This is a genomic window from Hyalangium ruber, assembly GCF_034259325.1.
GTDB lineage: Bacteria > Myxococcota > Myxococcia > Myxococcales > Myxococcaceae > Hyalangium_A > Hyalangium_A rubrum.
In genome coordinates this window covers 1-14,606 of sequence record NZ_JAXIVS010000021.1, presented here as the reverse complement: position 1 = coordinate 14,606, position 14,606 = coordinate 1, and the positions used below count along the sequence as shown (strand labels likewise).

The window sequence follows — 14,606 nt, the reverse complement described above, 5'->3', positions numbered from 1 at the left end:
CGCCCCCGCGCCTTATGTCGGGAAGAGCGCCAGGTGCTTGAGGCGTCCGTTGGGGAGGAACTCCGTCTCTACATCCACCTCGTTCACGCGGAACGTCACGACGATCTCCTCGGGATCGCGGTCTTCGTACACGGGCGCTCCGAAGGCGTCGCGGAAGGTCTGCTCCTGGAGGTTCGAGGTGCGCTCGGTCCCATGCCTGTGGCGCACGAGCCCGGAGAAGGGCCGGAATTGGGCCACGAAGTTCTGGAGCAGCGAGGTCTCCGGCTGGGCGGCCACGATCGCCATATAGATGATGCGATCGTTCATCACCTCGAAAGCCAGGCCGATCTCCGGATAGAGCCACCAGCCCCGCCGGCGCATCAGCCAGTAGGACACCGGAGGCCCCAGGCTCTCCGCCAGGCTTTGGGCCGGCGCCCCCAGGGTTAGGGTCCCCAGGCGCGCAGTACTCAGGTCCAGCGTGAACGAAGCTGGCTGCGAGGGCCTCGGCCAGCCGCGGAACATCCACGATTCCAGAAAGCCCATGGCCGGATCAGGCGCCGGTTCCAGCCGCGGTGAACTTCACCTTCGACATGACGTGGTCGAGGGTCGCCAGATGGATCATCACGTTGGCCAGCCGCTCCTGCGCCGAAGGATCGCTCTGGAGCACCCGCTTCAGCTCCTCGCGCGGGATCTTCGCCGGCCCCGTCAGCAGCCCCGCGATCGAGTCGAGATCCTCGCGCCGGGGCTGGATCTGATCGCGCCGGGCGATGGCGGCCATGACGAGGGCGATCTTCAGGCGCCGCGCGGCGTCGGCCCGCGTGAGCGGATCCTGGAGCCAGGCGTCCAGCGCCTGCTGGAGCTCGTCCGCCTCGAAGGCCTTGCGCTGGAGGATCGGGCGCTCGGCCTCCATCCAGCGGCGGCGGATCTCCTCGTCCACCAGCGCCGTGGGTACCTCCACCTTGGCGCGCTCCACCAACACATCGAGCACCTGCTCGCGCGCATCGCGCTCGGCTTCGGTGGTGCGCTCGTGGGCGATCTCCTCGCCCAGGTGGCGCATGACCTCCGCGAGCGTGGCGCCGCGGCCGAGGGACGCGATGAACGCCGCGGACTGGGGGTCCGGCAGCGCCAGCTCGCGCGCCTCCTTCACATCCACCAGGAAGCGCGCGGACGCGCCGCGCAGCGCCTCCACCGGATAGTCCGACGGGAGGGTGAGGGCGATGTCCACCGAGAGGCCGACCTGCCGGCCCACCATCGCCTCGAAGAAGCCGGGCAGCAGGGGATCCGGATTCACCAGGGCCCACGCGTTCTCCCGGACGGAGAACGGGAGGAGGCGCCCTTGGGCATAGCCCAGGGTGTCGATCATCACCTCGTCACCCATGGCCACGATTTCCCCGTCCATGCGGACGCGCCGCTGCGCTTGCTCGCGCACCAGCTCCGCCAGACGCTCGAGGAGATCGTCCTGGGTGATGGGCCTGGGAGACAGCTCCGCGGTGAGCCCCTCGAGGGAGGGCGCCTGCACCTCCGGCAGCTTCACGGGCGCGTTGTCCAGCGCCAGCGCCGCGGGGATCTTGTTCAGGAGCCCTTTGACTTGCACATCCTCGGTGGGCAACCCGGACATGCTGCTCTCGGAACGGTCCTTCTTCTGGTCCATGGGGCCTCGCTCCGGACCTTCGATAGCACACCTCGGGAGGAGGCCGAAGGTCCAGAGTCAGGGGCCGACTAGAAGAACGAGCCGATGAGGCTGGAGACCGTCGAGACGGCCGCGCCCACCTGGCTGACGACCGGGATGTTCGTCGCGGCGGCGATGGAGCCCAGCGCGGTGACGCCGCCGGTGACGAGCTTGCCCCAGTTCGGCTCGCCGGAGCGGATGGCGTTGGCCACCTCCGCACCGAAGGCGGCGGTGTCGGCCGCGGCGATCGCCACGTTGAGGCCCGGCACGAACCGGGAGGCGGCCTTGCCAGCGGTGGCGGCGAGGACGCGCGGAGCGGCCTCACGCGCGGCGGAGGCGCCCGCCCGAGCCGCGACCTCGAGGCCTTCGCCCGCCACACGGGCCGCCACGCTGCGCGTCACCTGGCGCGAGGCGCCATCGAGCACCTGCTGCGCGGTCTCACCGGCCACGCGGTTGACCAGCCCGCGGGCGGCGTCCGGCGCCCGGTCGAGGATGGTCCGAGCGGCCGCGTCGCGGATGCCACGGAAGTTGCTGATCAGGTTGCCCGTCTCGATGACGCCCTTGGCCACGTTGGCGGTCGTCGAGACGAAGCTCGCCCCGGAGCCCGCCGCCTTGATGCCGTTCTCCAGGGTGGCGTTCTGGATGAAGTTACGGGCGTCACGGAAGGCCGTGTAGGTGGCGCCCGGCAGCTGCGCGACGCTGGCGGCCGTGCCCAGGATGCTCGCCCCGCGGCTGGCGCGCGTGTTCAGCGGCTCCACCGTCGAGCGGGGCTGGCTGCCGAGGTTGAAGGGGCCGAACGAGCGCTGCCCGCTGGTGGTCTTCGTCTCGCGCCCGAGCACCGTGTCCGTGAAGCTCTTGACGGTGTTGGCGATCCGGCCAACGACGTTGATCGGCCCGTCGAACCGATCTTCCTTCTGAGCGGGCTGCTGCTGCGTGCCACTGGTGGGCTGAGCCCGCGCCGGGGTGGTCGGCTTGGCGGGAGTGGGCTGGGGCTGCCGGACGACGCGCGGCTCATCACCAATGCGGGGGGCCATGAAGGACTCCAGGGAGATTCAAAGGGTTACGTCTTCACCCGGGATTATCGGCGCAGCGGGAAGAAAGTTGCAGACCCAGGTGCATTTTTACACTGTGGCTTGATGTGGGATGATTGCCCTCATGGCATGCCGTTCCCTCGCGGCTTCAGCCCGAAGGTGGAGTGCAGCATCCCGGCGAGCACTTCGCGGAATCGCGCGTCGGTCTCCGCATCCACGCTTTTCCCCAGGGCAGGCAGCAGGCCCTCGCGAGCGAGCATGTACCACTGCGAGGCGCATATCCCCACCAGCAGCGCCATCTCCAGCGTCTCGCGCGAAGGAGGGGGCTGCCCCAGGGTGGGGGCCACGCGCTGGGCGTGGAACTCCAGCGCATCCACCAGCACGCGCAGCCCCTGGGCGCGCGCCAGGGGCATGTGCTCGCTGCGTCCCGTGAGCAGCGCCCAGGCCAGCAGCCGCGTCTGACCGACCTGCTGGAGAATGGCGAAGAAGCGATCGAGCAGCTCACCGGCTCTGAGCGGCTCGGAGGCCTCCAGCATGCGCCGTTGGAACTCCTCCACCACGAGCTGGTTGCGGCGCAGGAGCACCTCGCGGACCAGCGTCTCGTACGTGCCGAAGTAGTGGGTGACGAGCGCATGGCTCACCCCCGCGGCGCGCGCCACGGCCTGCAGGCCCACCCGATCGGGCCCTTGCTCCACCAGGAGCGGCTCGGCCGCCTGGAGGATCTCCTCGCGCGCCTCCTCGGGTGTGCGGCGCCGCCGGGGAGGAGGAGGCTCTGTGGGGCTGGAGGAGCGCCGGCCCTTGTCTCGACGAGCGGGACGCTTGGATGCCATCGCCGCCCATCCTACCCGTCACCTCTCCGTGTTCAACGCCGGGGTGGTTATTGGCAGCATTGACAATGCGGGCCCGCTGTTGTTATCAACGTTGCCAATAAAAATTCCCGCTCATGTGAAGAGGAGTACCCCATGGAGTCCACCCTGGTGCAGGTGCTGTGCATGAGCCTGGTGGTCACAGGCCTGGTGAAGCTCGCGATCTTGGGAGGCGGCGGGTTGCTGGCGAATACGCGCGTGGCGGAGCGCTGGCGGGTCTACCGTCGGGCGCTGGCTGATGGGCAGCTTCGCAGCGAGGCGTGGGCGGCGGTCGGGGTGGTGCTCTTCGACGCGGTGCTGGTGGGGGTGTTCCGGTACTTCGCGGCTCACCGCCTGGCGCCCTTCAGCGTGCCGGTGGCGCTGCTGTCGTTCGCCTGGATGTTCGTGGGCTTCGAGGTGTGGTTCTACGTGACGCACCGACTGCTGCACACGCGTGTGCTCTACCGCTTTCACGCGCAGCACCACGTGGCGCAGGTGACGGATCCGCTCACCTCCCTGTCTTTCTCACTGCTGGAGCGCCTGGTGCTGCTGGGGGGAAGCTTTGGTCTGGTGCTGCTGGCCATGGAGGTGATGCCCATGACCCAGGCGGGCCTCATGGGGTACATCCTCACCAACTACGTCCTCAACGTCGTGGGACACAGCAACACCGAGTGGTTGCCCAAGCGCTTCGTGTCCTCGTGGGCCGGGCGACTCTTCTTCACGCCCACGTTCCATGCCCTGCACCATGCCCGGTACCAGGGGCACTACGGGCTCTTCACCGTGGTGCTGGATCGGTGGTTTGGGACGGCGTTCACGGACTATCCCCACGTCCACGCCCGGGCGCGCGAAGGGCAGGGACTGACGCGCATCGGAGAGCGGTTGTCTCCCGTCCAGGTTGCGGACGCGCTTCCCGCCACGCATGCCGTGGGCGCAAGCAAGGCCGCCTGAGTCGTGTAGGGAGACCAGGGCGGCTGTCGTGACCGGCCGAGCGTCTGGGGGGCAACGGCCCGGGAATTTCCCGTAAAGAAGGAAGGTTGCCCGGCACGCCCCGGATTAAGTTCCGTCGCGGCAACCCATGCGTAAGTGGCTCGTCATAGGGGCAGCGTCTGTCCTCGTGGTCGTCTGTGGGGCCCTGTTCTGGCCGCAGTCGGAGCCCTCGCGCCCCTCTCGTGCATCCGCTGCCTCCGACTCTCCTTCCTCGCGCGCGCTCCCCGAGTTCCAGGCCGTCGAGGTGTCTTCCGGCGAGGCGGAGGGACTCGCGCTCACCGGTCGCGTGCTGGATCCGACCGGCCGGCCCGTGCCCGGCGCGGAAGTGTTCCTCGCGGCCAGCGCGCAGAAGACGATCACCTCCGTTCGCTGCGACGAGTGTGGCCAGCCGCTGCTCTCGTGTCAGGCGCATGAGAGTGGGGTGCATGCGCTGGCCTTCTTCGAGCAGCAGCACGGCTTCCTCACGCCTCGGGCCACCGCGCGCACGGACTCGGACGGCAAGTTCCGCTTCGCGCACCTGGCCGGGGTCTCCTTCTCCGTGTGGGCCAAGGCCTCTGGGTACGGTGTGGCGATGCGGGATCGCGCCGCTCCCGGCGAGCCGGTGGAGCTGTTCCTGCCCCCGCTGCGCACCATCTCTGGACAGGTGGTGGATGACGCGGGCCAGCCCTTGCCCGGGGCGCGCGTCCACGCCGTGTCCCGCCGCACCTCGCTTCCGCACGAGGCTGTCGCGGGAGGGCAGGGCATCTTCACGCTCGAGGGACTGGGGGAAGGCCCCTTCTATATCGTCGCCAGCGCGGAGGGGTTCCTGCCCGCGGTGGAGGCCCAGGTGGAGGCTGGCCCGCAGACAGTGCGCCTACGGCTGACGCCCACGCGGACGCTGGAGGTCCGGGTGACGCACGACGGGGCGCCCGTGGCGGCCACCGTGCGGCTGAAGGCGGACCACCTGTCGCGAGAGCTTCGCACCGAGGGACCGCCCGCGCGGTTCACCGGGCTGTACCCGGACGAGGTGGTGGTCACGGCCGAGGCCGGAGCGCTGGGCTCGGCGCCGCGCATTCTCACGCTCGAGGAGCGCGTGACGCAGGTCACGCTGGAACTGGAGGAAGCGGGGCGGCTGCTCGTCACCGTGGTGGACGATGCCGGCCAGCCCGTTCCCCAACCTGAGCTGATCCTGCGCACCTCCAAGGGCGAGGTGATCCGTCAGGAGAAGGCCTCGACGGGGGCGCTCGTGGAACTGGGGCCCCTGGGCGTGGGCGACTACATGCTGCTGGGGCGCGCCGAGGGCTTCCGGGAGGTAGAGATCCCCGCGCGAGTGAAGGCCGGGGAGACGCCCCTGGAACTGGAGATGACGCGCGCGACGCTCATCTCCGGCCAGGTCATCGATGAGTACGGGCGGCCCGCGCCCAACGTCTCCGTGCTGGTCCAGCCCACCGGAGACGCGGTGTTGGCGGACGCGGAAGGTCTCTTCACCGCGCAGGTGCCCACGCCGGGCCTGTACGAGCTGCACGCGCACCACTCGGAGTGGGGCGGCGGCAAGGTGAAGGTGACGGCGCCCGCCTCAGGGGTGCGGCTGGAGCTGGAGCCTGCCGCCTCGCTGGAGGTGACGGTGACGTCCGAGGGCCGCCGGGTGGAGGGCGCCGACGTCGTCCTCTGGGTGGAACAGCAGGGCATCTTCCGCAGCGATCGGCCCTCGGGTCCGGACGGCGTGGTGCCCATGCGCGGCCTGCCCGCGGGCACCTACTGGATGGTGGCCTCGCATCCGGACTACCTGGCCTCCGAGCGCCAGAAGGTGACGGTGGAGGATGGGCAGACGCTGAAGCTCACCGCGGAGCTCAACCCGGGCGCCGTCCTTACCGGAGACGTCTCGGATGAGCAGGGCGCTCCCGTATCGGGAGCCACCCTGGTGGTGATGCCGCGTGGCGCGGAGCCCGTGGCCAGTGACACCCGAGGGCACTTCGAGATCCGCGCCCTGCGCCCCGAGCGGACCTACCGGTTGGAGGCGCGCCACCCGGGGTACGACCAGGTGGAGCGCGCCGAGGGCAAGCCAGGAGGCCCGCCGGTGAAGGTGGTGCTCAAGCGGCGCCCGCTCTTCCGCGGCCGTGTGGTGGCCGAGGACGGCACGCCGGTGCGCCGCTTCCGCCTGGACGAGCACGACGTGTCCAGCCCCGACGGGCGCTTCGAGGTGGCCCTGGCCACCGCGGGCGATCGCATCATCGTCTCGGTGGATGCGCCGGGCTATGAGCCGCTGATGGTGGACCGGCCCGTGACGCCGGACCTGGGCGATCTGGTGCTCCAGAAGGCGCCGAGCCTCTCCGGCCTGGTGCGCGACGAGAGCGGTGCTCCCGCGCCGGACGCGGTGGTGTCGTGCGAGGTCTGCGACGAGTCCGTGCTCTCCGGGCCCGATGGGCGCTTCACGCTCTCCAGTCCGCCCTACGTGGCGCAGTTCTCGGTGTCCGCGCGCAAGGGCCGGCTGTCGGCGACGCGGACGCTCACCCGAAGCAACGAAGGGCCGCTGGAGCTGACGCTGCGGCCCGCCACGCGCGTGTCCGGCACGGTGTACCTGCCCAGTGGACAGCCCGCTCCGGGCTACCAGATCGAAGGGGTGAGCGCTGAGCGCGGTGAGCCCGTGACCATCGTCACCGGGCAGGATGGGCGCTACGGCGTGGATCTGCCGGCGGGCAGCTACCGCTTCCTGCTGGGCACGGATCGCGAGTTCGCGGGCGAGCCGGCCCTGCTGGTGCAGGTGGGCGGCGCGCAGCAGCGGCTCGACTTCGGGCCGGCGCCGGGCTCGGGTTCGATCACCGTCCTGATCAAGCCCGAGCGGGGCCGGGCCCTGTGGGTGGTGGCGGGGGACGTGCCGGCGGTGGACAGCCCTCCCTCGGAGTTGATGCGCACCGCCTATGGGCAGATGATCTACCAGCCTCGCTCCGAGCGGGTGACGCTGCAGGGGCTGCCTCCGGGGCGCTACTCGGTGGTGTGGGCGAACTTCCACGCGGAGACGCCAGGAGGGCCGGTGGTGCGTTCGGTGAGCGTTCCTGGCGCGCAGGAGGTCTCGTTCCTCCAGTAAAGGGCGGCCATGAGGTTGCGAGCCCGCCTGGCCGCGCATAAGGAAGTCCCATGGACGCAACGGGATTGAAGGGCCGCCGGGTGATTGTGGGAGTAGGCGGTGGCATCGCGGCATACAAGGCGTGCGAGTTGGTACGCGAGCTAGGGCGTGCCGGAGCCGAGGTCCGCGTGGCGATGACGGAGGCGGCGAAGCAGTTCGTCACGCCGCTGACCTTCCAGGCGCTCAGTGGGCACCCCGTGCTCACGGACTATTTCGATCCGAACCAGGAGGGGAACTTCGGCCACCTGGACCTGGCGCGCTGGGCGGACCTGTTCGTGGTGGCGCCCGCGACGGCGGACCTGCTGGGGCGCATCCGCGGAGGGCTGGCCGGGGATGCGGTGACCACCTCGTTGCTCGCGTTCCGAGGGCCGGTGCTGCTGGCGCCAGCGATGAACGTGGCGATGTGGGAGAACCGGCAGATGCAGGAGAACGTGGCGGCGCTGCGCGCCGATCCGCGCTTCGAGTTCGTGGGGCCGGGAGCGGGGCTGCTGGCCTGTGGGGACGTGGGGGCAGGGCGGTTGGCGGACGTGGCGGCCATCGTGGAGGCAGCGGCGGCGCGGCTGGGCGGCGGGCCGCTCACGGGTCGGCGGGTGCTGCTGACGGCGGGCCCCACGCGAGAGTTCCTGGATCCGGTGCGGTTCATCTCCAACCCCTCGACGGGGAAGATGGGGCTGGCGCTCGCGGAGGCGGCGCGGGCGCTCGGGGCCCAGGTGACGGTGGTGTTGGGGCCGGTGGGCGCGGTGGATCGCAACGGGCTCGAGGTGGTGGACGTGGTGAGCGCCGAGGACATGGCGCGCGAGGTGCTCTCGCGGGTGGAGGCGGTCGACTGGTTCATCGCCTCGGCGGCGGTGAGCGACTGGCGGCCTGAGAAGCGCGCCCCCCAGAAGGTGAAGAAGGGCGAGGAGCCCGAGTCGCTGCGGCTGGTGCGCACCCCGGATGTGCTCGCCGAGGCGTCGCGGAAGGTGGCTGGAGCCCCAAAGCGGCCCGTGCTGGTGGGCTTCGCGGCGGAGACGGAGCGGGTGCTGGAGCACGCCCAGGGGAAGCTGGAGCGCAAGGGCCTGGACGCCATCGTCGCCAATGACGTGACGGTTCCCGGGGCGGGCTTCGGGACGGACACCAACCGGGTGTCCGTGCTCACCCGCACGGGCCTGCGACAGGACCTGACCGGAACCAAGCGCGAGGTGGCTCGGGGCATCCTGGAGCTGCTCCTACCCCTTGCCTCCGAGCCCTCCGGCCGAGGGGGCGCGGGACGTTGATGTGACGTGGCACGTTGGCAGCGGCGGATCCTACCTGTAAGATGGGCACATTGGCCGTGGCGCCCTGCTCGCCTGTGCGGTAAGCGTACGGGTGGCGGGCGCAGGCTGGCTCATTGAACCGGAGGCACCGCCTCCATTACCGATCGGGCTACCGTGAGCGATCCGCGCGAATCCGCCGAAGAACTGACCGAAGCCATGGAGGACCTGCGCCGCCACCTGCTCTGGCAGGAGGAGGCGGGAGGCCGCGTGCTGATGGTCGACGCGGCGAAGCAAGCCGCGGAGCGCTCCGCCTCGCTGCGCTCGATGATGCCTCCACGCGGGGCAGCGAAGGCCACGCCCGAGGCTGCCGCCGCGCCAGCGTCTTCCGCGACGCCCCCGGCCGCCCGGCCCCTGGCGGACCCTGTTCGGACCGCCGCACCCGAGGCCGCTCCGAGCCCGGCGTCCCCGCCTCGCGCCGCTCCTCCCGAGCCCGCTCCGGCCCGGACACCCGCAGCACCCGTGGGCAACGGGATGCTCCTCGACGTCCCCCAGCGCGCCCCCGCCTACCCGGGTCCGCTGCCCGGGGTCGTCGATGGCGAGCGGCCCACGCTGGATCAGATCCGGCGCGAGCTGGGCGACTGCCGGCGCTGCAAGCTGTGTTCGGGGCGCAAGAACATCGTCTTCGGAGTGGGCAACCCGCGCGCGGAGCTGGTCTTCGTGGGCGAGGGTCCTGGCGAGAACGAGGACCTGCAGGGCGTGCCCTTCGTCGGCGCGGCGGGCGAGCTGCTGACGAAGATGATCCAGGCCATGGGCTTCAGCCGGGACGACGTCTACATCTGCAACGTGGTGAAGTGCCGGCCGCCGGGAAACCGCAATCCGGAGCCTGACGAGATCGCCGCGTGCGAGCCGTTCCTGCGAGCGCAGCTCCTGGCGTTGCAGCCCAAGGTCATCGTGGCGCTGGGAAAGTTCGCGGCGCAGACGTTGCTTCGCGACAGCACACCGATTACACGGCTGAGAGGCAATTGGCGTGAGTACCAGGGCGTGAAGCTGATGCCCACCTTCCACCCGGCGTATCTCCTGCGCAGTCCGGCGGAGAAGCGCAAGGCCTGGGAGGATCTCCAGCAGGTCATGAAGCTCTTCGGCAAGCAACCCGGCTCCCGCACCTAGTGCGGAGCGTGAGGGGGTAGACGATGAAGGGAGTACTCGAGACGCGCGAGCTGCATTCGCCCGCGCTGGAGTCCAACCCGCTGGGAGATCCCTCCCGCCGCGCGCTGCGCGTCTACCTGCCGCCCGGCTACAGCGCGGGGGATCAGCGCTACCCCACCGTCTACTTCCTGCACGCCTTCTCCAACAGCGGGGCCACGTGGACGAACGTCTCGGCCTTCGGCCTGAGCGCGCTGGACCGGCTGGACGCCCTCATCGAGGCGGGGACGATTCCCCCCGTCATCGGCGTGTTCCCGGATGGGTGGACGTCGCTGGGCGGCAGCCAGTGGATCAACAGTGACGCCATCGGGCGCTACCGGGACTACGTGGCCAAGGACGTGGTGGGCTTCGTGGACCGCACGTACCGCACCCTGCCCAAGGCGCTCTCGCGCGCGGTGGTGGGGCACAGCTCGGGTGGCTACGGCGCGATGGTGATGGGGCGCTACCACCCGGAGCTGTTCTCCCACCTGGGCAGCCACTCCGGCGACGCCTACTTCGAGTACTGCTACATGCCGGACCTGCCCAAGGCGGCCGGAGCGCTGCTCAAGGCGGGCGGGGTGGAGGCCTGGTACCAGGACTTCAAGCGGCGCTCGCGGGAGACCAAGCCGCGCGGGGACGACTTCACCGTCATCAACATCCTGGCGATGGCCGCCGCGTATTCGCCGAAGAAGGGCGAGCCGCTGGGCGTCGAGCTGCCGTTCGATCTGAACACGGCTCGGCTGAAGCTGGACGTGTGGAACCGCTGGCTGGTGCATGACCCCGTGCGCTTCGTGCCCAAGTTCCTGGACGCGTTCCGCAAGCAGAAGTCGGTCTTCATCGACTGCGGCACCCGCGACGAGTTCAACCTGCGCTGGGGCGCGCGCATGCTGGCCGACGAGCTCAAGGCCAGTGGCACGGAGCTGTGCCACGAGGAGTTCGAGGACTCGCACTCGGGGGTGACGTACCGCTTCGAGCGCTCGTTGGGCTTCCTGGTACCGCGCATGGCGCGGGAGTGAGTGGACATGAGCACTGATACGTACGGACTGTCCCGCGTCGTCGGGGAGCGGGGCGTGTTGCCGCAGCGGGCCCGTCAGCTGGACCCGTCGCTGCCGTGCCGCGAGGCGGAGCTGCTCATCGACGTGGAGAGCCTCAACATCGACGCCGCGTCCTTCAAGCAGATCAAGGACGAGGTGAAGGGTGAGCCGGCGCGCATCGCCGCGCGCATCCAGGAGATCGTCCGCGAGCGCGGGAAGATGCAGAACCCCGTCACCGGCTCGGGCGGCATGCTGATTGGCCGGGTGAAGGAGATCGGCCCCCAGCACCCGGCGCGCGAGAAGCTCCAGGTGGGCGACCGCATCGCCACGCTGGTGAGCCTCACCCTCACGCCGCTCGTCATCGAGGAGATCAAGGCCGTACACCCGGAGATCGACCGGGTGGACATCCGCGGCCATGCCCTGCTGTTCGCCAGCGGCATCTACGCGCGCCTGCCCTCGGACATGCCGGACACGCTCGCCCTGGCGGCGCTGGACGTGTGTGGCGCGCCCGCGCTGGTGGCGCGCTATGTGCGCCCCGGAATGACGGTGGCGGTGCTGGGCGCGGGAAAGAGCGGCGCGCTGTGCCTGGCGCAGGCCCGGCGCAACCTCCAGGGGAAGGGGCGGCTGCTGGCGCTCGACATCTCCGAGAAAGCCCTGGCGGCGCTGTCGGGCATTGGCCTGTGTGACGCGACGCTGAAGGTGGATGCCACCCAGGGCGTGGACGTGATGGAGGCCGTTTCCCGGGCCACCGACGGCGCGCTGTGCGACCTCGTCGTCAACTGCGCCTCGGTGGGCAACACGGAGATGGCTTCGATCCTCTCCGTGAAGGACGGGGGCACCGTCATCTTCTTCTCCATGGCCACCAGCTTCACGGCGGCGGCCCTGGGCGCCGAGGGCGTGGGCAAGGACGTCACCATGCTCGTGGGCAACGGCTACGCGGCGGGTCACGCGGACCTGACGCTGGACCTGCTGCGCTCCGAGCCCGCCCTGCGCAAGCTGTTCGAGACGCGCTACGTCTGACAGGTCCCCAAGGGGCCCTACCGCGCCGACGCCGTGGAGGCGCCTGCTGGCACGAGCGCGGTAGGCGCCGCGACTGGAGCCTCGGGGTTCTGGGTGCTCGCCCAGTCCTCGGCGCTGCGCCCGCTGGCATCGCGCCGCTGCGCCGAGGCGCCGTGCTGGCGCAGCTTCTCCGCCACCTCCTTGCGGCCGAAGAGGCTGGCGAACATCAGCGCCGTCTGGCCCACGCCATTGGACTGATCCACCGCGCAGGGCTGCTGGAGCAGCAGCTCGACGATGTCCGCGTGGCCCTTGAAGGCCGCGCCCATCAGCGCCGTGTTGCCGCGCGAGTCTCCGGCGCACGCGTCCGCGCCCGCCGCCACCAGCACCCGCGCCGTCTCGAGGTGGCCGTGGTACGCCGCGAGGATGAGCGGCGAGAAGCCTCGGTCGTTCTGGATGTTCACCGGAGTGCCCGCCTTCACCAGGCCGGCGACCAGCTCCGTCTCTCCCTCGCGCGCGGCGGCGAGCAGGTAGCGCTCGGCCTCGCTCACGGCCAGCACGCGACCCTCCTTGGGAGGACGGCCGCCGGTCATCAGGTAGCCCACCATGACCGCCGTGCCGGTCAGCATCACCAGCGCCACCAGGCCCAGAAGCTTCATCACCTTGCGCAGCATCGCTTCACTCCATCCAGCACGTTCGAGGGGTTTACCGAGGCAAAAGAGGCCCCGGGGCACAGACGGCCCCGGGGCGGGTACCACCGGGCGGGCTACCGGCTGGCGAGCGGGGCGATGGCGGCCTTGGCGTCATCCACCTTGATGCCCACCGCCTTGGCCAGCCGCGTGCCGTACTCGGCGTTGGCGCTGTAGAAGAAGCCGACCATGCGCGCCTTTACCCGCGCGTCACGCACCTGCCCGAGGTCCGCGGCGAGGTTCTTCACCAGCCGCTCCTTCTCCGCCGGGGACAGCGCCAGGTAGAAGGCGCCCGCCTGCGAGAAGTTGTCCGTTTTCGAGATGCCCGCCTGTTGCGTCGTGCCGTTCAGAGGCATCCGGGCCAGCAGGTACGCGGGGGCATCCTCCGTCTCCCGGGTGATGCTCGGCTCGTAGTTGACGTCCGACTTAGTGTTGCCGGCGTTCATGCTGCCGCCCTGGTTGTTGTTGTTCACCGAAGCGCGCGCGCGGTTGACCGGCAGCGACTGGTAGTTGGCGCCGACCCGGTAGCGCTGCGTGTCAGCGTAGGAGAACAACCGGCCCTGCAGGAGCCGATCCTCGGAGGGCTCGATGCCCGGCGGCATGACGCCCGGGGAGAACGCGGCCTGCTCCGTCTCCTCGAAGAAGTTGTCCGGTGTGCGCTCCAGGGTGAACTTGCCCAGGCTGATCGACGGGGCCTTGTCTTCCGGCCACACCTTGGTGGCGTCCAGCGGGTCGAACGAGAAGGAGTCCAGGTCCTTCGGGTCGAGCACCTGCGCGGTCAGCTCCCACGAGGGCAGCTTGCCCTTGCCGATGGACTCGTAGAGGTCATGCGTGGCGTGCTGGAAGTCCTGGCCCTGGGTGCGCGTGGCCTCCTCCGCCGTGAGCGACTTCACGCCCTGCTGCGACTTCCAGTTGAACTTGACGTAGCGCACCTCGCCCTTGGCGTTGACGAACTTGAACGAGTGGACGCCGTGGCCGTTCATCTGCCGGTAGTTGGCCGGGATGCCCAGGTCCGAATACACCTGCGTCAGCATGTGCGTGGACTCGGGCTGGTGGGAGAAGAAGTCGAAGAAGCGGTTGGGGTCCTGGCGGTTGGTGATGGGCGAGGGCTTGAGCGAATGCACCATGTCCGGGAACTTGATGGCGTCGCGGATGAAGAAGATCGGCAGGTTGTTGCCCACCAGGTCCCAGTTGCCCTCGTCCGTGTAGAACTTGAGCGCGAAGCCACGCGGATCGCGCACCGTCTCCGGAGAGCCCTGCGGGTGGATCACCGTGGAGAAGCGCACGAACATCGGCGTCTTCTTGCCCTTGGCGGAGAAGATCGATGCGCGCGTGAGCTGCGAGAAGTCACCCGCGCTCTCGAAGGTGCCGTAGGCGCCCACGCCGCGCGCATGCACCACGCGCTCCGGGATTCGCTCGCGATCAAAGCGCGCCAGCTTCTCGATGAGGTGGAAGTCCTCCAGGAGGATGCCGCCACGCGGGCCCGCCGTCTTCGAGTTCTGGTTGGAGCCGACCGGGGAGCCCGAGTCGGTGGTGAGGGCCGGTGCGCCGGCGTAGGCCGCGCTACCCATGAGCAGCGCTGAGAGGATCAGGGGCTTCGTCTTCAAGGCAGTCTCCCGAGAGGTGGGGTGGGGAAGCGGGAGATTCCTTCAGCAGGGCCCGTGCCAGGGGTTTAAGTTCAATGAATTCAATGGTTTGAGGAAAGAAGTCGCCTCGGGTTCACCGAAAGAGCGGTGAACATCCACTGTCATGTCGGTGGGCTGGGTTGCACCCAAATATCGGTGTGCGGTGGTTTGAAGGTAAGGAGGTTGAGCACTTTCCCTGGAATGGCGTTTAAGGTGCGTCCATGCCGGGTC

12 protein-coding genes are annotated in these 14,606 nt (G+C 69.7%); 6 read left to right on the top strand and 6 right to left on the bottom strand.

The window, feature by feature from the left end; translation table 11 throughout:
- Positions 1-12 precede the first annotated feature (12 nt).
- From SYV04_RS39400 to SYV04_RS39385, 4 genes are all read right to left on the bottom strand, one after another.
- Positions 13-375: a hypothetical protein gene (locus tag SYV04_RS39400; protein ID WP_321551232.1), complete on the bottom strand. Its 363-nt coding sequence runs from the start codon at positions 373-375 to the stop codon at positions 13-15.
- Positions 376-529: 154 nt separating this feature from the next.
- Positions 530-1,630, bottom strand: a complete 1,101-nt coding sequence (locus SYV04_RS39395) for a trigger factor (RefSeq protein ID WP_321551231.1) — start codon at positions 1,628-1,630, stop codon at positions 530-532.
- A 68-nt stretch (positions 1,631-1,698) separates the two neighbouring features.
- The gene (locus SYV04_RS39390) at positions 1,699-2,682 is read right to left on the bottom strand and encodes a hypothetical protein (RefSeq protein WP_321551230.1); all 984 of its coding nucleotides are present in this window, start codon (positions 2,680-2,682) and stop codon (positions 1,699-1,701) included.
- A gap of 119 nt (positions 2,683-2,801) precedes the next feature.
- On the bottom strand, positions 2,802-3,509 hold the full coding sequence (locus tag SYV04_RS39385; RefSeq protein ID WP_321551229.1) for a TetR/AcrR family transcriptional regulator: 708 nt from the start codon (positions 3,507-3,509) through the stop codon (positions 2,802-2,804).
- Between the two features lie 132 nt (positions 3,510-3,641).
- Between SYV04_RS39385 and SYV04_RS39380 the strand changes: the two genes are divergently transcribed.
- The 6 genes from SYV04_RS39380 to kdd all read left to right on the top strand — a co-directional run bounded on the left by SYV04_RS39380 (position 3,642) and on the right by kdd (position 12,085).
- Positions 3,642-4,472 carry a sterol desaturase family protein gene (locus SYV04_RS39380; protein ID WP_321551228.1) on the top strand — a complete coding sequence of 277 codons (831 nt, stop codon included), beginning with the start codon at positions 3,642-3,644 and terminating at the stop codon, positions 4,470-4,472.
- A gap of 127 nt (positions 4,473-4,599) precedes the next feature.
- Positions 4,600-7,575 carry a carboxypeptidase regulatory-like domain-containing protein gene (locus SYV04_RS39375; RefSeq protein WP_321551227.1) on the top strand — a complete coding sequence of 992 codons (2,976 nt, stop codon included), beginning with the start codon at positions 4,600-4,602 and terminating at the stop codon, positions 7,573-7,575.
- A 50-nt stretch (positions 7,576-7,625) separates the two neighbouring features.
- The gene (gene coaBC, locus SYV04_RS39370; protein WP_321551226.1) at positions 7,626-8,870 is read left to right on the top strand and encodes a bifunctional phosphopantothenoylcysteine decarboxylase/phosphopantothenate--cysteine ligase CoaBC; all 1,245 of its coding nucleotides are present in this window, start codon (positions 7,626-7,628) and stop codon (positions 8,868-8,870) included.
- A 195-nt stretch (positions 8,871-9,065) separates the two neighbouring features.
- Entirely contained in the window at positions 9,066-10,016 is a 951-nt protein-coding gene (locus tag SYV04_RS39365) for a uracil-DNA glycosylase (protein ID WP_422724022.1), read from the top strand.
- Positions 10,017-10,039: 23 nt separating this feature from the next.
- Positions 10,040-11,047, top strand: coding sequence for an alpha/beta hydrolase (locus SYV04_RS39360; protein ID WP_321551225.1), 1,008 nt, complete (start codon positions 10,040-10,042; stop codon positions 11,045-11,047).
- Between the two features lie 6 nt (positions 11,048-11,053).
- A complete protein-coding gene (kdd, locus tag SYV04_RS39355; protein WP_321551224.1) occupies positions 11,054-12,085 on the top strand; it encodes an L-erythro-3,5-diaminohexanoate dehydrogenase in 1,032 nt (343 codons plus the stop codon).
- Between the two features lie 17 nt (positions 12,086-12,102).
- Here the strand turns inward: kdd and SYV04_RS39350 are convergent, their stop codons facing one another.
- On the bottom strand, positions 12,103-12,735 hold the full coding sequence (locus SYV04_RS39350; protein ID WP_321551223.1) for an ankyrin repeat domain-containing protein: 633 nt from the start codon (positions 12,733-12,735) through the stop codon (positions 12,103-12,105).
- A gap of 92 nt (positions 12,736-12,827) precedes the next feature.
- Positions 12,828-14,321: a catalase gene (locus SYV04_RS39345; protein ID WP_422724021.1), complete on the bottom strand. Its 1,494-nt coding sequence runs from the start codon at positions 14,319-14,321 to the stop codon at positions 12,828-12,830.
- Positions 14,322-14,606: the final 285 nt, after the last annotated feature.